An 18,972-nucleotide genomic window follows, 5' to 3' on the forward strand; every position below is an offset into this window, starting at 1 on the left:
TTGAAAGCGTTACCACAGGATACCACAAGTGCTTGTATTTCAAAGCGTATGCATATCTTTTTAGTCTAATGGAGTAGTATGAACCTACATCAATTGCGCACACAGCTGAGTCAAACGCGCTACACATTGCTGATAGCGGCAGTCATGTTGCTGATGATTTATTTTGGTTATCAGTTGGCGATGGTCAATGAGTATTTACTTGAACGTTCACTGGAGCAATCGCAGACGACATTACAAAACTTGTCGAATGAGAATGAGCGGGTGGTCAAACAAAAAAATGAACTCGCAGCGCAGCTCGAAATAGCGGAAATAACAAAAGAAAACCTAGAGCGTAAACTACAAGAAGGGCTTGAGAGGGAATCTCGCTTGAAGGAGCAAATGGCGTTCTACCAGAAGGTCATTTCACCTGAGATTTCTAAAGATGGCTTTACCATAGACAGCATTCAAATTGCCCCTACCGCCAGTGACGATGTGTTGCAGTTGTCGATGATCCTGGTACAACAAATTCGTCTAAAAGCGGTGATCAATGGAGAGCTCATTGTGAGTATTCACGGTAGTCTTGCAGGAGAGCCCTATACGTTGCACTTGAATAACCAGTACGAAAAAGCCAACAGTCCTCTGTTATACCGATTTAAGTACTTTCAAATCGTGGATACTACATTTTCAGTGCCCAACGGTTTTATTCCTGAGAAGATGTTTGTTGAGACCGGCATTCGTCAGTACAAACGCTTTAAGGGAACCTACAAACAAGAGTTTGATATCTTTCTAGCCGATGAAAACGAGTGGCAAATAGAGCCCTTAGGCTTTACTCAAGTGAACTAGTGTTACGCGTTAAGGTAGAGGATGAAGCAGAGTAGTTTTGCTCTTGGTTGCGTAGCGTTTTTTGAATGACGTGTTTAATTTCTTGCTGGGCATCTTGCGGTAGATAACGCATGTGAGTCTGGATAAATGACTCAGATTGATACAGTGTTTGTATCGCTTGATTCAGTGTCGCTATTGCTTTTCTTCCTGCGTTAGAATCTGAACATAAAAAGTGTCCAGTAACATATTTGGGGGCATTGGCGATTGCATATGAGCGGTAATCAACCGGAAGATCGCCATCAAATTGCAGAAATGCAGATGCTGGAAAAATCAGCGCGAACTGAATGCGTTTATTGGCAAAAATTGAAATGGCTCTTTCGTAGTAGGCGTCATTCGATAACACGACGCGCTGGTTATCAGCCAATTCCGCTATTTGCTGATCAACCAGATTACCGTATGAATAATGTTGGGCGATAACCATGGCCGAATCTGCGTAAGCATCCAGTACTTGTTTTAAATTTTTAATTTCGCCTTGAGGTGTTAACAGTGTGGACTCTATTGGAGGTAACTCTGCTAGTTGATAAACACGCTGGGTTTGGAAAAAGTTGAGGGGTAATGAAAACAAATACTGTGCGTTTCTCTGCGGCGTTTTTATTCGATTTACTATACATATCGAATCATTTTTTTCCATAGCAAGTAACGAACGAGGCAAGGGCACAAAATCAACAGGAGCGTCATACTCTAGGTTATCCAACAACATTTGAACGGTATCTACGCCAATAGAGAATGGCGACGAATCAAGATTGACGCGTGAGGTCAGAAATTGGTTGTCAGAGTGAAGTCTTAATTTATCTATTGCCGTGTCAGTTTCTGCTGAAGCGCCAGAGGCTATAACAAACGCTATTGGCAACACTTTGAAGACTGACCATAAGCTGCCAGCGCGTTTGCTAAATGTGCACGTTAAAAAGGTAGCGATGGTTTTTTTTATATTCATGTTTCACTTACCTAAAATAATCTCACTGGTGTAATCCCAAACAATCTTTTAGGCGCAAATAGTTAGGACTATTGCGAGCTAATGCAAGATATACCGGCCGAATACTAACACCTTTGTATTCAACGACGTGTTCAGCACCTAATTGTTCAATTTCGTAGTCTAAGACTTCTTTCACGCCGAAAATAAAATCCACACGTCTCTTCTCCAGCATGCCAATCGCTTGCTTAAAATCGGCAACCTCATAGACTTTGGCGTCATCCAATTCGGTAGTGGAGTACTCAAACGAACGTAATGTAGCGACCGAAGATCGAGCCAGCTCGGGCGCTTGTTGTGTGAGCGCATGCTGATACAAACTGACTTTAACGTTGCTCACGGGCTCTAACGAATAATCTAAATAGGCTTCTCTCTCTTTGGAGTAGAGTGAAGGAAATAATGCGTCTACTACACCTGTTTCAGCCATATGCAGTGCTCTTGCCCAGTTGATAATGAGCCATGATGGTGCCAGTCCATGATCCGCTAAAAACGTTTCAGTGCTACTTTGCAATACGCCAGTGAGTGTATTTTCTTTGTCCAAAACTAAAGGGGGAACCGGAGCAGAGGCTATCGACACTTTTTCATTGCAAGGGACGTTAGCATGCGCAGTCGAAACTATGATGAACGCAGACATAATCGTCGATAGTGGCTTTAAAATCATGTTGTGTAGTGTAGGTGCATCCATATGTCGTGCAGACTGTTCCTTTACAGTGGCTATAATAGCCCTTTTAGCTCGTATTAATTGGTCGATAAGTATACAACGAATTGCGCTTAATGAAGAATTAAAATACGCGGAACGTGTAGAATACTTGATTAGATTAGTAGGTTATTAGATAATTCAGCGCATAACGTCAATGTCTTCGACAAGCGTATTTAAGAGGTAAAAAGTGTCAGTTGAAAGTGCAATGCCAATCGAGTTTTCAGACGCCGCAGCGGCAAAAGTAAAGAGCCTAATAGAGGAAGAAGAGAACCCGAGTCTAAAGCTTCGCGTTTATATTACTGGCGGTGGTTGCTCAGGTTTTCAATACGGCTTTACGTTTGATGAAAATGTGAATGACGACGATATGACGATTGAAAAAGACACTGTAACCTTAGTCGTCGATCCGATGAGTCTGCAGTACCTTGTTGGGGGTGTGGTTGACTATACTGAAGGGTTAGATGGCTCTCGGTTTATTGTGAATAACCCGAATGCAACAACAACCTGCGGTTGCGGGGCAAGTTTCAGCGTATAAACATTGTATTCGGTTGCCGTAACTGAATAGCAACTGCTAAGCTTGTAGGCATGTGTTTATACCTACATTTTTGATATGAAGCTATACGGTTCAACGACATCTCCTTTCGTCCGCAGATTACGCATGTGGCTAGCCAACACAGAGCATGAATTTATCAACATGCAGATCTTTGACGGCCCTGACCGGCAGCTATTAGCACAGCGCAATCCAGCCATGAAAATTCCTATGCTGGAAGATAATGGCAATATTATTTTTGATTCTAGAGTTATCTTTCGTTATCTCACTGATAAATTTGATTACCCAGCGCCCAGTTGGGAGCAAGAAAACCAGCTCACCGTTATTGATGCAGTAAACGATTCTCTCGTACAAATTTTGCTACTAAAACGTTCAGATTTTGATACTGACGCTGATCACATGTATTTTAGGATCCAGCGAGAACGCATTGATACCAGCCTGCAACATCTTGATGATTTGGTTGCAAAGGGCGTGTTCAGTGATTGGAATTATCCAGCCATCTGCTTATTCTGCTTGATTGACTGGATAGAGTTTCGAACCTTGCACGACTTGTCCAATGTTGCGAATTTACGCGCGTTTCATCAACAAAATGAGGATCGCATTGAAGTTACAGCAACCGATCCTCGTAGAGACTAATTATTGGTCGGCTCCCCATGGAGCAGGCGGAGCTTCAATCGGTTGAGTCAGATCAAAGTCAACTTTGAACTCTCTTGCAGGACGGTACATGCGATAAGTGAATTGTTCTGGGTATAGAAATATTTGCCAGACGTTATCCATGGATTGCGGGATCTTCTGATCGGCAAATAGCTGTTTCGTATATTCGTCAGCCGGAAAAGATTGAACGCTGTCGTAACCGATTGATGTCGTTGTACCGCCGTATTGAGTTAGCGTGTCTTCAGAACCATCTTTGTGACGATGGTCATGTTTCAGTGACAAACCATATTGGTCGTAACGGATTACCCAAGTCCGTGATCGATCCTCCCCTACGTGAAAAGGAATGCGAATTTCTTCTTCATTACACTCACGCACGTGCATCACAAGCTCCTGTCCTTGAAACGCATCTCCTTGTGGAGTATCGACACTTATTTTGCCTGCGTATGCCTTGCCGCAATGTGTTTTTAACTGATTAAAAAAATCGTGTGCAGGAGATTTAGCCTGCGATGGTAGCGCTATCACAAGCGCACTGATACCTAAATAGATAGCCGAAATTGAATGAAAGTAAGTCAAACGCTTCAAAGTTAATATCCTTTTTTGAAATCAATACTGTATTGCAATGTCGTATTCGCGCGCCATCGTTGATAATTCTCGATAAACACACGAAAGACATCTTTGGGGTTAGAAATCGCAGCGGTATGCTGCGTTATCCAGACATATGGGTTTTCCCAATATGGATGGGCTTCGGGCAGTGGTTCTTGCTCAAATACATCCAGTACGGCAGCTTTCAGCTGCCGTGCGTTTAATGCTGACAGGAGCGCCTGTTCAACGACGGTGTTACCTCGTCCCGCATTGATCAGAACACAATGCGGCGGTAATTGTGCCAAGAAAGCTTTATCAATTAAGCCTTGTGTTTGCGGTGTATCGGGCAACAGCGAAATGACAAAGTCGAGCCCGTTGGCAAAGTTTAATAAATCAGAAATAGGGTAGAGCTCATCATAAGCGTCCGAGCTGGTACCTGAACGGTTTAATCCCACCACGGTCGCACCAAACATCTTGAGTGCAGGCAATAGGGAGGATGCCATGCTACCCGCCCCCAAAATTCCAATACGCTTGTGCATTAACGTATCCACTTTTGGCTGCGACCAGTTACGCGGTTTTTCGCTTTGAAGTCCGCCTAGTCGAGGGTGAAATATATCGATTGAACGGATGAAATAGAGCAAATAGGCCATTACATATTCGCGGATAGCCGTGCCAAAGATGCCCCTAGCAGCGGTCAGCAGATAATCCTGTTTAGCTAACTTAACCAGTGGCGCATTGCCCGCCCAAGTAGACTGTAACCAAACCAAGTTGTCGCAATGAGGAACAATTTGCAGTGCCAAGTCGGGTTCACTGAGTAAGATCTCCACACGTGAACAATCAATATCTTCTGGTTTTTTCTCGATCTGGACAAGCTCAGGTAATGGCCCACGGGTAGACTTTAATAACTGTTCATAATGAGCGGCATCACGGCTCAATATCGTAAGCGTAGTCATTGGTAATTACCTTGTGGGTCTGCTTGCGTCGCTAAAATAGTGAAACGTAGTGTGCCTGAGTAAAGATTAGTTGCCTAGTAGTCGCTGATTATTTCGTGCCGGCAGAATAAAATTCGTTCACAAAAGATTAAAAACGAAATATATTCAACGAATGTGAATCTGAGAGAATAATTATGACAAACAATCCGCAGGAACTAGATAAAACGCTCATGCAGGCTAAGACCCTGTCGCCAAAACGAAATACGACACAGGCTACATCGATCAAATCGTTGGTGGATGAGCAATTGACACATTTTGGTATTTCTCGAGACAGTGATTATGGTAAAGCGCTAGCGGATGCTGCCGAACATTTGTATCAGAGCCAAGCGAGTGTTATGCAGTTGTGGGACATTACTCAGCAAACACTCAGTCAAATTGGCCAGCAAGAAAAGGTTGCTTACTTCAATGCAAAGAAGTTCTTATCGTTTCAAATTACTAAGATCTTAGATTCACTACAGAACCCGTTTAGAGCAACGTATCAAGCTTTGTCCTCTAGTGATACTACCGCTGGTAAGTCGCATTACCCTCTATTCGATAATGTGACCGCGTTGTTCTCCGCAACACCGGTTGTGGTTAGAACGGCAACGTATGTCTATGCCTGTACAGAATGGGTTGATGATGCATTCCAAGGTAAAGAGTCTACCCACCAGATTTATTCACGCTTGTTAAACCCGACTAACATTTCATTAGCCAACGCGATTGTTGACATGGAAGCAGGTCCACATGCCGCTGAATATCTGGCGTGGAACTTCAACTCGGGTATGGCTGCAATAGATGCGTTGTTGTCAAACGTATTAACCCACGGTGATGTGCTGGTGGTTTCGCGCAATGTATATGGTGGTGTATATCAACTACTACATGATTATTTTGCGCGAGAAAATCGTATGGATATTCAGTTGGTGTGGTTTGATGGCTACACAGCAGAAGAGTTTGAAGCGTGTTTCAAACAAGCGCAAAAAACGCATGCAGACCGATTAAAAGACGGTAAATCATTGCATGTTTATTTGGAATCTCCTTGTAACCCACATGGATACGTACTGGATATCCCTGGTATTACCCGAATCTCGCATCAACACGATGCCTTGGTGATGTTGGACAGCACATTGGCGACGCCGGTGTTATCACAGCCGTTACAGCATGAAGACAAAGACGCTCGACCAGACTATGTGGTTCACAGTTATACAAAAGATATCTGTGGTACAGGTGCGACAACGGCGGGTGTGGTTATTGGCGAAGCCTATCGTATGTTCCAGTCTAAAGGAGACTGCGTAAACGGTTGGGACTGGTCACGCACCATGTTCTGGGATGTTTATTATATCAAAGGTGCATTCTTAGATTCTGAGAAAGCATTTGATGTGCTAACAGGCATGAAAACATTGCCGCAACGTATTATGACTAAAGTCATCAATACGAAAGTGTTTACTCAATTTTTGAATGCGCACCCAGCGTTTAACGTCAATTCAAATGCATTGGACGGTCATAAGAATGCTGGACTAAGAAAAGACACCATGAACCATGGCTGGCCATGCAGTTTGTTTACGGTTGATATGGAGTCAGCGGCAATGGATCGTGATACGTTTGTGCGCTTCTTCGATGCCTTAGAGCCAGCATTTGGTCATCAGGTAAGCATTGGCCAAACCAATACTATCATTCTATGCCCAGCATTAACGTCTCATAGTGAGCTAAGTGAAGCAGAGCAGCACAAAGCGCAAATTTTCATGACAACAATGCGTATTGCAATGGGGACTGACAACGTGAAGGCGCTGATCGCTCACTTTATCAATGCCGCTAAATTGCATATCGATCCAAGTGTAGAAGGCTTCTCTTCTCAATTTATGTCTGCTGATGAAATTGAGGCCCTATTTAGCAAAACGGCTATGGAAGTGAGTCAGCAGTATTTTGATTCGATGCCACGTATCGAAACATTAATGCAGTAATAACGCACTACTTAAAATAAGAAGAGCACTTTTAGTGCTCTTTTTTTTGTCTAACCGATCTTGTACACAAGCAGACAGCCGATATAGTAATAGTTTGATTATTTCTATGTAGGACCCGCTATGAGTCAGTTGTCTTTAACTATCACTTTGCATGCACCTGTCGAAAAAGTGTTTGCCGCCTTTTCACAGCCGGAACAACTTGTGCAATGGTTTGCGCCAGGTGATGCTGTGGTAGTTCAAGTAATGTCTAGTTTCACTGAAGGCGGCAAATATACCTTAACGATGCAAGAGTCATCGGGTCAGCAGTTCCAGCTCATTGGGCAATATATGCAAATAGAAGAAAACGCTCACTTGCGTTATTCATGGGCGTGGGCTGATACATTGGAAGATACGCTGATCACCGAAGTAGACGTGGTATTTGTTGAAGCCGATCCAAATACCACCTCGCTTACATTAACCCACAGTGGATTTGTTAATGACGCGGAGCGCGACCAGCATCAACATGGCTGGATAGATTGCCTCGAGAAGCTGTCGCGCTTAATGCTATCAAGTGATTAACTTATTCACTCGCTTGATTGCGGATGAGCTGATCCATGAATCGAACGCCCCAGCCAGCGGCACCTTTAGGCGTGAGGTCGGTGTCTGCTGACAAGTAGTCAACGCCTGCGATGTCAAGGTGCACCCAAGGTAAAGACTCATCCACGAAGGTGCCTACAACCGCAGCGCCGACGCTTGCACCGGGGTCTCCCGCACCAGAGTTTTTAATGTCAGCAATGTCTGATTTGATTTGGTCAAAGTGATTCGGGTGCAACGGCAAAGGCCATACCGCTTCACCTGATTGTTCTCCAATGGCCATCATTTGCTTGGATAATTCAAAGTCACGTGTAATAACGGCAGCGTATTCATCACTCAGTGCACGTGCGGCAGAGCCCGTTAATGTTGCAATATTAACGAGCATACGAGGAGAAAACTCCTTCTGCGCGTATGTCACTGCATCAGCTAATACCAAACGTCCTTCCGCATCGGTAGAGATGATCTCAATGCTGGTACCGTGCATGGTTTCTAATACGTCACCTGGACGGATAGCATCCTGCGATGGCATGTTTTCAGCTAATGGCATGAGTCCAACCACGTTTACGTTAGCTTCACGACTTGCGATTGCCAACAATGTTCCAGCAACAGCGGCAGCACCGGATAAGTCAGACTTCATTGCCCACATACCCGAATTTGATTTTAAACTAATGCCACCGGTATCAAAGGTGATCCCTTTACCTACGAGGGCAATAGGTGCCTCATCTTTATTTGCACCTTTGTATTCAATGACGAGCAGTTTAGGATCATTAATCGAGCCTTTACCGACTCCCATGAGTGCGCCCATACCGAGCTTTTTCATGTCTTTAACGTCTAGTACGTCAATATCGACATTGTCGACACCTTTAAACAAGCCTTTAACGTGGTCAACGAAGCTGGCGGGATAAATGGACTTCCCTGGCTCACTGGCCATGTCTCTAGCAAGGTAAACGCCTTTGGCTAAATAGGCTAAATCACCGTCAAATTTCGCTTTAGTTTCCTGCGATTTTTCGTGCACTAGGGTTAAAGCCAGAGAAGTCGGTTTGTTCTCTGTTCGCTTGTAGCGGTCAAAATGGTAGCCGCGTAACGTCGCGCCGAAGGCGAACTGTGCCAGCTGCTCTGCTGTTGCACTTGGCATGTCTAGCACTACAGGTAAAGCGGCACGGTCAGAAGCTTGGCTTAACCATCCGACGGTTTTACCGCCCCAATTTTGCCAATCGGTTTGCGTCAGCGCTTCTGTCGCATTTTTAACATGAACATAAACTTTGTTGTACTTCCCTATACCATATAGCGTCGCACTGACAGCTTTACCCTCGGTAAATTCAATGTTGCTTAGCTGTCTAGCTAATTCACCTTGAGATTGAGTATTTATCGCTTTGGCGAGCTCGCCTTGTGGTTCAGATGTAGGCATGACTAATGCGATACTCGTGTCATCATCTTTAAGTGACGATGAAAAATCCAACGCAATAGAGGCGTGTGAAGCGAAACTACTAATACACAATAAAGATACGCTAAAACGTAACCATTTTTTCATTACAAACTCCAATGAAGTATGGGGAAATAAAACCCTTATTTGTACCCTATTTAGTTCAAGTAAGGATTGATAATGCGACAAATTCTATGGATTTTTAGATAAAGTGAAACCTGATTAATAGTGATCATTAATCAGGTTTTCCTTGTTAACGAATATACTTATTGCGGAGGGAAGTTATTCAACATCGCCGCGACAACACTATTGACTCGTTCTTCACGCTCTTGTGGCGAAGAGTATTTAGACACCGTGTTGGCCGCGGAGCTGCTCCATACAACGGCTTTTGCCTTGTTATCAATAATATCGACTATCAATGTGCCCACGGTGTATTCCCTAACATGAGTGGTTGGCACATGGGCTCTGTTGTAAGGGCCGTACCACCAAAAAGGTCTAATACCCCATGCTGTGTAGTAGGTATCGATATCGATGCGCTTCTCATAGCTGGTGTGGAAAGCGACGAGAAAGTCGGCAGATTCCGCGGCTACTTGCGTATGTCCTTTAGCTTTAAGTGATGAGGCCAGTGAATCTTTGATTCGCTTGTTTAGCAGCGTCGTAACTTCCTCCGTAGATTCATGCTCAGGTGCAAAGGCAAAGCTTTTAAGATGAGTGAAACTTGCGGTTGTATCAAAGTCGGTGTTTACGCGGGGAGATAGGCTGCAGGCCGAGAGCGCAAGTATGGCAACAAACATCAGAGAAAAACGCACTAATTGCATATTAAAAAACCTCGTTCTAATTTTGCTTAACATTGAGACTGTTTAAGGAAGCGCTAAGTTCAGACTCTTGTTAAATTACTCGTAGTGGGGCAGCTTTTGACTTAACTGTACATTATAGACAAGAGCCGTTTCCACATGATTAACTTCGGCACGCGCAGTGACTTTGTCAAATACAAAATCACGTAAGTGCAACGCGTTAGGTACACATACATGTAAAAGGAAGTCGTTTTCGCCACCGGTATGATAGAGACTTACCACTTCTGTTGTTTTGATTAAACTGTCTTGAAACCCTGCTATGGTATCTCTATCGTGCGAAGACAATCGAACGGCAACCATTGCTTGTATGTGCCCACCCAACGCTTCAACGTCGACCACCAATTGATTGCCTTTAATAATATTGTGCGCGTGTAAGCGTTTCACTCGTTCGTGACAAGAAGAGGGGGCCAAGCCAACAGCCTCAGCCAAGGTTTTATTGTTGATGGCCGGTTCGGCATATAGCGCAGCTAATATTTTAATATCTATGCCATCCAGTGCGTTCTTATTCGTCATAATTTTCCTTTAATCGGGGAGATAAAGGGCCCCTAATACGGCCGCTCGTTTCGCACCTGTTACGGCAGGAATGTTTCCGGGCAATTTGTACCAATATTGTTTAGCCAACCAGGCAAAGGCCAACGCTTCAACATGCATAGGGTGTATACCATGAGCAAGCGTTGAATCTATTTGGATACCCGCTAAACGACGTTTTAGTGAGGTCAAAAAGTGAGTATTGAAAGCACCGCCGCCGCAAACAAATATTTCTTCAATGTCGCCTATGCTCTCGACTTCTCGAGCCACCGTTTCTACCGTTAATGCGCATAACGTAGCTTGAACGTCTTCAGGCGGAATGTCCATAGTGCCAAGGTATGAACTTAACCAAGCAAGATTGAAATACTCTATGCCTGTACTTTTCGGTGCATTGCGAGAAAAGTACTCATCATCTAGCATTCGTTGTAAGAGTTGCACTACAACCTTGCCGCTGCAGGCCCATGTGCCTTGATCATCATAGGGTTTGTTTAGATGTTGTTGGATCCAGCCATCCATTAATACATTTGCAGGACCTGTGTCGTATCCGCCGGGTATTGCTGAGGAGGTTGATGAGGGTAACAATGTAATGTTGGCGATACCGCCCAGATTCAGCACGATCTGTTGTTTATTCGATTGATTAAAAAACTCATTATGAAAAGCGGGTGCCAGCGGTGCGCCTTGGCCGCCTAACGCAATATCTTTGCGTCGAAAATCTGCCACCACGGGTATCTGGGTCTTAACAGCAATTCGATTGGCATCGCCAACTTGCAAAGTAAACTCACTGGAGGGTAATCCGAGCACGCCTTCTGGGCGATGTCGAATAGTTTGCCCATGGGAGCCAATGGCGACGATATCGGCTGCTCGCAAACCGCTTTTTTCCAAGCATGCGTTTACGGCTTTCGAAAAATGGTCCGCGACTTGATTGTCAGCAGCCCCTAACTTATCAATCTCATTCGTACCAGGCACCGATAATTCGCGCAGTAGGCTTAGTGTTTCATTGCTATAGGGCACATGGCAATGTGCCAGCAGAGATAAGTTGTGATTTTCGATATTAGCAATGACAGCATCAACACCATCCATGCTGGTGCCTGACATTAGGCCGATAAAGTATTGCGGCGTTTCAGGCATGCTAGCGCCTTAGTTCATGGCTAACATAATGCGTTTATTATGGCTGAGTTGTTCTAATCGCAACGATGCCAATTGCTCGAAAGCATCTCGTTCTTTTGGATTGATTGGGTTGGCCTTAGGAAGCTCGACCGTTCGTGGATTGCGATGAACACCGTCAACCAGAAACTCGTAGTGTAAGTGTGCACCGGTAACCATTCCTGAACTGCCTAAATAGCCGATGACTTGGCCTTGTTTAACCGTTTCACCGACTTTCACAGCACGCTTCTTGAAATGAAGATACTTGGTTGTGTATTTTTCACCGTGTTGTACAAACACGTGGTGACCGTTGTATTTATCATAACCCGAGCGAACGACTTTACCATCGCCTGCCGACATCACCGGCGTGCCGACCGGGGCAACGTAATCAGTACCTCTATGGGCTTTCCAACGTTTTTGCACGGGATGGAAACGACGCGGATTGAAGTTTGAGCTTACACGTGTGAAATGGACGGGAGCGCGCAAGAAGCTTTTGCGCATGCTGCGGCCTTCGGCCGTGTAATAGTTGCCATCGGTATAGCGAATAGCATTGAATTCTTCGTCTTGGTTAACAAATTCGGCTGCGACAATATCGCCATGGCCAACAAACTCGCCATCGATAAACTTCTCTTCAAATACGATATTGAATGTATCGCCTTGGCGGATCTCAGACGCGAAGTCGATATCCCAACCAAATATGCCTGCAAGCTGCATGATTTGGTTATCAGTCAAGCCGGCATCAACGCCGGCGTTCCAGAAGTTACTGTGAATTTCACCTTGGGCAAAATTGTGTCTAATATCGACAGATTTCTCATCAACAGAAATACTAAGCGTGCGCTTGTTGTCTTGTGCTTCATCATACGAGGCTAACAGTTGCAATGTTTCAGTCGGGGAAAATACATACTCAACGCCGATCAAACGTCCGAAACCATCACGCTTTATGCTGATTTCCTCGCCAGGTTTCAGCGATACTAATTTCTTCGCAAGCTCACCCGCTTGCGTAACGTCGTAGGTGTCGCGAGGCGTTAATCCTGCTCGTTTAAATATTTTGGCTAGTGTGTCGCCAGAACGCACCCGGTATTTTACCCATTCGCTGGACTCTATTTCCGTAAGGGGGGGAAGCGATGAATTTAATTCGGGCAGAGATAACGGATAACGTTTGCCTGCCTCTAACGTGTGAGCTTCGGCGTGTCTAGAAGCTTCAACCGGTTCAGAAGGGATCAACAGTGCGAGTACACAAATACCAGCGATGCCTGCGACGGCAGACTTATGTGCTTTTGGCAAAGATTGAAAGGACCTTACTAAGGTTGTTTTTAATGACATACGAACCACAACTAAATTACTACAGGTGCAGAATATAACGAATAGGCTTTGATCGCCAGTTGTTCGATATGCAATCCATCGAATGCGTATTGACTAATTGAGCTTAAAAGGCATTTTTTTACCAATGTTTGCTTTCAATGCCTGCTAGCTAAAAGTAAACTATGCGGTTTGAATAATAGCAGTATACGGTTGGTGAACATGGCAGATTGGCAGGCTGCGCTGGAAGAAATTAAACGCGGCGCAGATGATATTTTGGTTGAGTCAGAGTTAGTTGAGAAGCTTAAAACAGGCAAGCCCCTGAAAATTAAAGCTGGATTCGACCCCACTGCACCGGATTTGCACCTCGGACACACCGTACTGATCAATAAATTGCGTACGTTTCAGCAATTAGGACATGAGGTTATCTTCCTCATCGGTGATTTTACCGGCCTGATTGGCGACCCAACTGGTAAGAACGTCACACGTAAGCCGCTATCAAAAGAACAGGTGTTAGCTAACGCTGAAACCTATAAAGAGCAAGTGTTCAAAATCCTTGATCCGGCCAAAACCCAAATTCGCTTTAACTCAGAGTGGATGGACCAACTTGGCGCAGCCGGCATGATCAAACTGGCGGCTAGCCAAACCGTAGCCCGTATGCTTGAACGTGATGATTTTAAAAAACGTTACGCCAATGGCCAACCTATCGCTATACATGAGTTTTTATACCCGCTAGTGCAAGGCTGGGATTCAGTTGCGCTTGAAAGTGATGTTGAATTGGGGGGGACCGATCAACGCTTTAACTTGTTGATGGGGCGAGAGTTACAAAAAGAGCAGGGGCAATCACAACAAACCGTGTTGATGATGCCGTTGCTTGAAGGGCTTGATGGCGTTCAAAAAATGTCTAAGTCATTGAATAACTACATCGGAATCACCGATGCACCGAACGATATGTTTGGTAAAGTGATGTCAATTTCGGACGACTTAATGTGGCGTTATTTTGACCTGTTGAGCTTTAGGCCGGTGAGTGAAATAGACGCATTAAGAGAAAGCGTGAGCAATGGCGCGAATCCTCGTGATGCGAAAATCAACCTCGCGAAAGAGATTATTGCTCGATTCCATTCTGAAGAGGCTGCGGAAGCCGCACATCAGGACTTTATTCAACGATTCAGTAAGAACGCGATCCCAGATGAAATGCCTGAACTTACGTTGTCGATGGACAGTGATGGTATCGCGATTGGCAACTTGCTAAAAGAGGCTTCTTTGGTAGCCTCAACTTCAGAAGCAATGCGAATGATTAAGCAGGGCGCTGTAAAGATTGACGGTGAACGTGTTGAAGACACTAAATTGGTGCTGACCGAAGCCGGTGAGGCCGTATACCAAGTGGGTAAACGCAAATTTGCCCGTATTACATTGGCCCGTTAAACGTACCTACAAGACAATTTTTACTGCTTGCCAATACTGTTGAGGTGCAAATCCAGCGCCTCAACCGATATTCTTATTTCACGCACTGATAACAACAATGAGTAAAGCAAGCACACTAAGCTTACTGCAAACAACCAACTGCCAATTAGTTGGTAATCTAGATAGATAGCTAGCATAGACAAAACACACACAAAAAAGCTTACTGCGCCAGCCTCTTGCATCGATTTTATCAATTGAATTCGTTTGCGCAAATTGATGATTTGTTTACTGACACTGCTGTCATCCTCCTCAGTGAAGTTGCGAATGACGGTGGCTAACGTGAGAAAACGATTGGTATAGGCAAGCAACAACAGTGAAATTGCAGGAAATAACATGGCAGGAGTAGCGAGTGTGATGTCCAATGCTTATTTCCTATCTTTGGCCTTTTGCACCATTTTTTGGACAAAGGCAACGCCTTCTTCTCGTTGCTTAAACAGCCTTACTGAAAGTGGCATATCGATATCTGCCAAGTCATTAATACGCTGCATTTGAGACTTTACTAATGGTGTACATATGGTTGCTGCATCAATGACGCAGCCCAGTGCAAGGCAGGATTTGTACGCCTCAACAAAGTGTTGTTCTGAGGCGTCAGTGTACCCCTCATAACGGGATAGGTCGGCATAGATACCAAATGGTTGGCCAGCAAAACCGCGCGCTAGTTCGAGCACATCTTTTTTGTAGCGACTGGTAATGTTGTCACCAATCGCACCGATGATGGTGACATCAATATAGTCGTCATGGGCGACAATATGATAGCTGCCATACTTATCTTGCCATCGTCGTTCTAACATCAGTAGGCTAGTCCATGCCCGGCTTCGCGCCAGCCCAACATATCGCCTTCTAGATGACGTAAATCGCTGAAGTTTGCCTCTAGCAATACCTCAGCGGCTTTTCCTGCACGCTTGCCTGAACGGCAGTACAATACGACAGTTTTATCTTTGAACTCACCGATTTTGGCTAATTCATCAGCGAGATCACTGTGAGCGATATTGATCGCGCCAGGAACGTGCCCTTCGGCGTATTCTTCAGCGCTTCTAACATCTAAAATCAACCATTCGGTAGTATCGGAACTTAGCAGCGTTTCTGCCGTAATCCCGGGTATTTCCGCCGCTGAGATAGAAAAACTCAGTGTACTAATAAAAGTAACGAGCCATTTAATCATAACGAGTCCTCAATAACGGTAGTGGTCGGTTTTAAAGGGGCCTTCTACATTCACTTGAATATAGTCTGCTTGTTGAGGCGTCAGTTTAGTGATCACTCCCCCGAAACCTTCAACCATATAGCGTGCAACTTCTTCATCTAACTGTTTGGGTAATACTTCAACAGCGAGTAGGCCTTGTTTTTGTTCCGGTGATAGTGCGGCATAACCTTGCTTGTACAAGTGAATTTGCGCCAGCACCTGGTTGGCAAAGCTTCCATCCATGATACGAGATGGGTGACCCGTTGCGTTACCTAAATTAACCAAACGCCCTTCAGACAATAAGATCAGATGATCAGATACGTCGTCGCTGCGGTAAATTTTGTGTACTTGTGGCTTTATTTCTTCCCAGCGCCAATTCTCACGTGTGTAAGCCGTATCAATCTCATTGTCAAAATGACCGATGTTACTGACAACCGCGCCTAACTTGAGTGCTGCCAGCATATAACGATCGCAAACATTGACGTTTCCTGTTGTGGTTACAACAAGATCAGTATTTCCCAATAAAACGTGGTTTATATTACTACCGTCACCTTTGTTATCTCCATTTAAATAGGGAGATACAACTTCGAACCCGTCCATACACGCTTGCATAGCACAAATCGGATCGATTTCACTGACTTTAACGATCATTCCTTCCTGACGTAAAGATAATGCCGATCCTTTGCCAACATCGCCATAGCCAATAACCAGCGCCTTTTTACCCATAAGTAAATGGTCCGTAGCCCGTTTAATAGCATCACTTAAACTGTGACGGCATCCGTACTTGTTGTCATTTTTCGATTTGGTTACGGAGTCATTAACGTTAATCGCAGGAACTTTTAATGTGCCTTGCTTGAGCATATCTAACAGGCGGTGAACACCGGTCGTTGTTTCTTCAGTAATACCGTGCACATTGTCGAGTACTTGTGGGTATTTATCATGTAACATCAGAGTAAGATCACCACCATCATCTAATACCATGTTGGCGTCCCATGGTTTTCCATCTTTGAGAATGGTTTGCTCTAAACACCACTCATACTCTTCTTCGGTCTCGCCCTTCCATGCATACACCGGAACACCCGCTGCAACAATGGCTGCTGCTGCGTGATCTTGCGTAGAGAAAATATTGCATGAAGACCAGCGCACTTCTGCACCAAGCGCTACCAAGGTTTCAATTAATACCCCAGTTTGAATAGTCATATGAATACAGCCAAGGATCTTGGCGCCTTTTAGAGGCTGTTCATGCAAGTATTTATCACGGATTTTCATTAGTGCTGGCATTTCGCTTTCGGCGATTGTCAGTTCTTTTCTGCCCCAATCGGCAAGAGAAATGTCGGCTACTTTGTAATCCCCAGTTGCCATTACATGATTTTCTTGATTCATATGCTTCACATTGCTCAATTTATAGTTTGGTTGTTTACGTAGTATATCCGTATAAGTTCAAAAACCAAGCAAACTACAAGATTGTGTGAAATACCAAGAAGCTCGCGTTTATTGTCCGTGGGACAGTGAGCAAAGTCGTTGAATTTCTGTCAAAATTCTGGGAGAAAAACGATGTGCTATGTCTGGGTCTAACTCTATTAATGTCGCATCAAGCAACGTCTTATGAGTTTGCCAGAAAGGGATATGGGAGCTTTGAGCACCTACAACCGATGTGATTAAAATGTCTGGCTGGCGGCTGATAACTTCTGCCATTCTGACTTCTGGGTAATCTACTGGCGCATCAGCGAAAATATTGTCGATATTACATACGTTGAGTATTTGATTTGCCCAAGCATTGGCACCGATGGTCATTAGCGGTTTGTGCCAAAGATAGTAAAACCCTTTCACCTTTGCTCGACGTTGGAATTGTTGGCGCAGCTTCTGGAGTTGCGTGCGATAGTTACCGACGATGACGTCTGCCTGATTTGAACGCTTGATGAGCTTACCGAGAGCCAGCAATTCTTCAGCAATATCTTCAAGTGTTTTGGGGGAAGAGTTAAATATTGGAATGTTCATTAAGCGCAGGCGGCTAATATCCTGCGGTTTGTTACCGCCCTCCCAAGCCAATATCAAAGTGGGTTTAAGTGCTAACAATTGAGTGAAATTTATGCCATTTACATCGACAATAACTGGTAGAGTTTCTGCCGCCTCGGGGTAGTTACTAAAAGCACTTACACCTACCAGTGAACGTTCTGCTTTCAATAGGTACACCCACTCAGTTAAGTGCGGAGAAAGCGTCACTATGCGCATGTTTGTTTCATTGCTCGCGATTGCGACATTTTGAAGTGCAAACAGGGATATAACTAAGGCGGTACGTACTAGATTACGCAATGTGAAAGATCCCAAATAGGATAGAGGCAATCATCACATAAGTGACGGCGGAAATCGCTTTCGCGCCTTGAATATACTGCAACATGATTGCCATATGGCCTACCTTAGTCGGGCAATTGCTATTCCAACGGGGAAAGCGGACTTTCTTGCCTTCATAAATTGCAGGGCCGCCGAGTTCAGCTTTTATCGCACTGGATGTGATTCGCAAAATGGCATGGCGTGATGGGTTGAATAGCCCCTTAAACCATTGAGGTAGCGTACTGAAAGGGCGATAGAAAGCGCCCAGAATGAAACTCGACAATAAAATAGGAATACTCGCTAGCCATTTGAACGCAAAAGCCGCTGATCGGCCAAAATAGCGAAAGCGTGAATGTTTACGCGGCCATGTTTGCTGACATTCAAATAAAAGCCGAACGCCCAATGCAGCGACAGGACCCGCCACAAAAAACCAGAAAAGTGGTACTGTGACTTGATAATAAAAACGCAGTGCAACACTTTCCATAGCCGCTTTGCCAATACCCAGCGGGGAAAGCTGTTGGGTTTCTCTTAGCACCAGAGGCTGCAATAGGTCTCGACTGACATGTTTATGTGCTTGCTGAATATAATGATGAACACGCTTAAAGCGTATCAACGTTGGTTTGAAATGGATCGCCACAACGAGGATAAGAAAATCGAAAAACCAACGGAAGTGAACAAATTCCATAAATAACCAAACGCAGATCAATACGGGTCCAACAAGCAGTATTGGGGCCATTGTTCCGGCTATAAGGTTTTGCTGATGAGAGCGCTCTGTATGGCGATTGACCTTTGCCTGCATACGAGCAGCAACAAGCCTAAAAAATGTGAGAGGGTGGAATTTCTCCGGCCAAAGCCACAGAGATTCCACAATAATCGCTGCTACTATGATCCATGCGGATTGAAGTAACGGAGATTCCCACAAAAAGTGCCAGTTCAT

21 protein-coding genes are annotated in these 18,972 nt (G+C 44.6%); 6 read left to right on the forward strand and 15 right to left on the reverse strand.

Going from position 1 to position 18,972, the window contains the following annotated elements:
• Positions 1–78 precede the first annotated feature (78 nt).
• Complete coding sequence (locus CSH93_RS13855) at positions 79–822, forward strand: DUF6776 family protein (protein ID WP_100643844.1); 744 nt, start codon at positions 79–81, stop codon at positions 820–822.
• On the opposite strand, the gene CSH93_RS13860 is transcribed toward CSH93_RS13855, so the two are convergent.
• Complete coding sequence (locus CSH93_RS13860; protein WP_100643845.1) at positions 806–1,795, reverse strand: hypothetical protein; 990 nt, start codon at positions 1,793–1,795, stop codon at positions 806–808. The genes CSH93_RS13855 and CSH93_RS13860 overlap by 17 nt on opposite strands.
• Positions 1,796–1,817: 22 nt before the next feature.
• Entirely contained in the window at positions 1,818–2,513 is a 696-nt protein-coding gene (locus tag CSH93_RS13865) for a substrate-binding periplasmic protein (protein WP_100643846.1), read from the reverse strand.
• 202 nt (positions 2,514–2,715) lie between these two features.
• Between CSH93_RS13865 and erpA the strand changes: the two genes are divergently transcribed.
• Both erpA and CSH93_RS13875 read left to right on the forward strand, forming a co-directional pair.
• On the forward strand, positions 2,716–3,060 hold the full coding sequence (gene erpA / locus CSH93_RS13870; protein ID WP_100643847.1) for an iron-sulfur cluster insertion protein ErpA: 345 nt from the start codon (positions 2,716–2,718) through the stop codon (positions 3,058–3,060).
• 75 nt (positions 3,061–3,135) lie between these two features.
• Positions 3,136–3,711 (forward strand): glutathione S-transferase family protein, encoded by a 576-nt coding sequence (locus CSH93_RS13875; protein WP_100643848.1) that lies wholly within the window; start codon positions 3,136–3,138, stop codon positions 3,709–3,711.
• On the opposite strand, the gene CSH93_RS13880 is transcribed toward CSH93_RS13875, so the two are convergent.
• Positions 3,712–4,311 (reverse strand): hypothetical protein, encoded by a 600-nt coding sequence (locus tag CSH93_RS13880; RefSeq protein WP_420807260.1) that lies wholly within the window; start codon positions 4,309–4,311, stop codon positions 3,712–3,714. It lies immediately after the preceding gene.
• A gap of 2 nt (positions 4,312–4,313) precedes the next feature.
• Entirely contained in the window at positions 4,314–5,264 is a 951-nt protein-coding gene (locus CSH93_RS13885) for a D-2-hydroxyacid dehydrogenase (protein WP_100643849.1), read from the reverse strand.
• A 173-nt stretch (positions 5,265–5,437) separates the two neighbouring features.
• On the opposite strand from CSH93_RS13885, the gene CSH93_RS13890 reads away from it, so the two are divergent.
• Together CSH93_RS13890 and CSH93_RS13895 are read left to right on the forward strand one after the other, a co-directional pair.
• A complete protein-coding gene (locus CSH93_RS13890) occupies positions 5,438–7,240 on the forward strand; it encodes a trans-sulfuration enzyme family protein (RefSeq protein ID WP_100643850.1) in 1,803 nt (600 codons plus the stop codon).
• A 120-nt stretch (positions 7,241–7,360) separates the two neighbouring features.
• Positions 7,361–7,798: an SRPBCC family protein gene (locus CSH93_RS13895; RefSeq protein WP_100643851.1), complete on the forward strand. Its 438-nt coding sequence runs from the start codon at positions 7,361–7,363 to the stop codon at positions 7,796–7,798.
• A gap of 1 nt (position 7,799) precedes the next feature.
• Here the strand turns inward: CSH93_RS13895 and CSH93_RS13900 are convergent, their stop codons facing one another.
• The 5 genes from CSH93_RS13900 to CSH93_RS13920 form a co-directional block, all read right to left on the reverse strand.
• The gene (locus CSH93_RS13900) at positions 7,800–9,344 is read right to left on the reverse strand and encodes a leucyl aminopeptidase (protein ID WP_100643852.1); all 1,545 of its coding nucleotides are present in this window, start codon (positions 9,342–9,344) and stop codon (positions 7,800–7,802) included.
• A 158-nt stretch (positions 9,345–9,502) separates the two neighbouring features.
• A complete protein-coding gene (locus tag CSH93_RS13905) occupies positions 9,503–10,054 on the reverse strand; it encodes a DUF4136 domain-containing protein (protein ID WP_164078379.1) in 552 nt (183 codons plus the stop codon).
• Positions 10,055–10,129: 75 nt separating this feature from the next.
• On the reverse strand, positions 10,130–10,603 hold the full coding sequence (locus CSH93_RS13910) for an Lrp/AsnC family transcriptional regulator (RefSeq protein ID WP_100643854.1): 474 nt from the start codon (positions 10,601–10,603) through the stop codon (positions 10,130–10,132).
• Positions 10,604–10,612: 9 nt separating this feature from the next.
• Positions 10,613–11,746 (reverse strand): anhydro-N-acetylmuramic acid kinase, encoded by a 1,134-nt coding sequence (locus CSH93_RS13915; protein WP_100643855.1) that lies wholly within the window; start codon positions 11,744–11,746, stop codon positions 10,613–10,615.
• A 9-nt stretch (positions 11,747–11,755) separates the two neighbouring features.
• The gene (locus CSH93_RS13920; RefSeq protein ID WP_100643856.1) at positions 11,756–13,084 is read right to left on the reverse strand and encodes an OapA family protein; all 1,329 of its coding nucleotides are present in this window, start codon (positions 13,082–13,084) and stop codon (positions 11,756–11,758) included.
• A 198-nt stretch (positions 13,085–13,282) separates the two neighbouring features.
• On the opposite strand from CSH93_RS13920, the gene tyrS reads away from it, so the two are divergent.
• A complete protein-coding gene (tyrS, locus tag CSH93_RS13925) occupies positions 13,283–14,485 on the forward strand; it encodes a tyrosine--tRNA ligase (RefSeq protein ID WP_100643857.1) in 1,203 nt (400 codons plus the stop codon).
• 20 nt (positions 14,486–14,505) lie between these two features.
• Here tyrS and CSH93_RS13930 read toward each other — a convergent pair whose 3' ends face one another.
• The 6 genes from CSH93_RS13930 to CSH93_RS13955 form a co-directional block, all read right to left on the reverse strand.
• On the reverse strand, positions 14,506–14,886 hold the full coding sequence (locus tag CSH93_RS13930; RefSeq protein ID WP_100643858.1) for a DUF2721 domain-containing protein: 381 nt from the start codon (positions 14,884–14,886) through the stop codon (positions 14,506–14,508).
• 3 nt (positions 14,887–14,889) lie between these two features.
• Positions 14,890–15,315 carry a hypothetical protein gene (locus CSH93_RS13935; protein WP_100643859.1) on the reverse strand — a complete coding sequence of 142 codons (426 nt, stop codon included), beginning with the start codon at positions 15,313–15,315 and terminating at the stop codon, positions 14,890–14,892.
• Entirely contained in the window at positions 15,315–15,686 is a 372-nt protein-coding gene (locus tag CSH93_RS13940; RefSeq protein ID WP_100643860.1) for a rhodanese-like domain-containing protein, read from the reverse strand. Before CSH93_RS13940 ends, CSH93_RS13935 begins: the two co-directional genes overlap by 1 nt.
• A gap of 9 nt (positions 15,687–15,695) precedes the next feature.
• The gene (ahcY, locus tag CSH93_RS13945) at positions 15,696–17,087 is read right to left on the reverse strand and encodes an adenosylhomocysteinase (protein ID WP_100643861.1); all 1,392 of its coding nucleotides are present in this window, start codon (positions 17,085–17,087) and stop codon (positions 15,696–15,698) included.
• Between the two features lie 108 nt (positions 17,088–17,195).
• On the reverse strand, positions 17,196–18,017 hold the full coding sequence (locus CSH93_RS13950; RefSeq protein ID WP_100643862.1) for a cobalamin-binding protein: 822 nt from the start codon (positions 18,015–18,017) through the stop codon (positions 17,196–17,198).
• Complete coding sequence (locus tag CSH93_RS13955; protein WP_100643863.1) at positions 18,010–18,972, reverse strand: cobalamin biosynthesis protein CobD/CbiB; 963 nt, start codon at positions 18,970–18,972, stop codon at positions 18,010–18,012. Before CSH93_RS13955 ends, CSH93_RS13950 begins: the two co-directional genes overlap by 8 nt.

The sequence above is a fragment of the Neoalteromonas facilis genome (assembly GCF_002807665.1).
Lineage (GTDB): Bacteria > Pseudomonadota > Gammaproteobacteria > Enterobacterales > Alteromonadaceae > Alteromonas_E > Alteromonas_E facilis.

Coding starts and splice junctions, on each gene's coding strand:
- CSH93_RS13855 (WP_100643844.1), top strand. CDS start 79: ATGAACCTACATCAATTGCGCACACAGCTGAGTCAAACGCGCTACACA.
- CSH93_RS13860 (WP_100643845.1), bottom strand. CDS start 1,795: ATGAATATAAAAAAAACCATCGCTACCTTTTTAACGTGCACATTTAGC.
- CSH93_RS13865 (WP_100643846.1), bottom strand. CDS start 2,513: ATGGATGCACCTACACTACACAACATGATTTTAAAGCCACTATCGACG.
- CSH93_RS13875 (WP_100643848.1), top strand. CDS start 3,136: ATGAAGCTATACGGTTCAACGACATCTCCTTTCGTCCGCAGATTACGC.
- CSH93_RS13885 (WP_100643849.1), bottom strand. CDS start 5,264: ATGACTACGCTTACGATATTGAGCCGTGATGCCGCTCATTATGAACAG.
- CSH93_RS13890 (WP_100643850.1), top strand. CDS start 5,438: ATGACAAACAATCCGCAGGAACTAGATAAAACGCTCATGCAGGCTAAG.
- CSH93_RS13895 (WP_100643851.1), top strand. CDS start 7,361: ATGAGTCAGTTGTCTTTAACTATCACTTTGCATGCACCTGTCGAAAAA.
- CSH93_RS13900 (WP_100643852.1), bottom strand. CDS start 9,344: ATGAAAAAATGGTTACGTTTTAGCGTATCTTTATTGTGTATTAGTAGT.
- CSH93_RS13905 (WP_164078379.1), bottom strand. CDS start 10,054: ATGCAATTAGTGCGTTTTTCTCTGATGTTTGTTGCCATACTTGCGCTC.
- CSH93_RS13910 (WP_100643854.1), bottom strand. CDS start 10,603: ATGACGAATAAGAACGCACTGGATGGCATAGATATTAAAATATTAGCT.
- CSH93_RS13915 (WP_100643855.1), bottom strand. CDS start 11,746: ATGCCTGAAACGCCGCAATACTTTATCGGCCTAATGTCAGGCACCAGC.
- CSH93_RS13920 (WP_100643856.1), bottom strand. CDS start 13,084: ATGTCATTAAAAACAACCTTAGTAAGGTCCTTTCAATCTTTGCCAAAA.
- tyrS (WP_100643857.1), top strand. CDS start 13,283: ATGGCAGATTGGCAGGCTGCGCTGGAAGAAATTAAACGCGGCGCAGAT.
- CSH93_RS13935 (WP_100643859.1), bottom strand. CDS start 15,315: ATGTTAGAACGACGATGGCAAGATAAGTATGGCAGCTATCATATTGTC.
- CSH93_RS13940 (WP_100643860.1), bottom strand. CDS start 15,686: ATGATTAAATGGCTCGTTACTTTTATTAGTACACTGAGTTTTTCTATC.
- ahcY (WP_100643861.1), bottom strand. CDS start 17,087: ATGAATCAAGAAAATCATGTAATGGCAACTGGGGATTACAAAGTAGCC.
- CSH93_RS13955 (WP_100643863.1), bottom strand. CDS start 18,972: ATGAACTGGCACTTTTTGTGGGAATCTCCGTTACTTCAATCCGCATGG.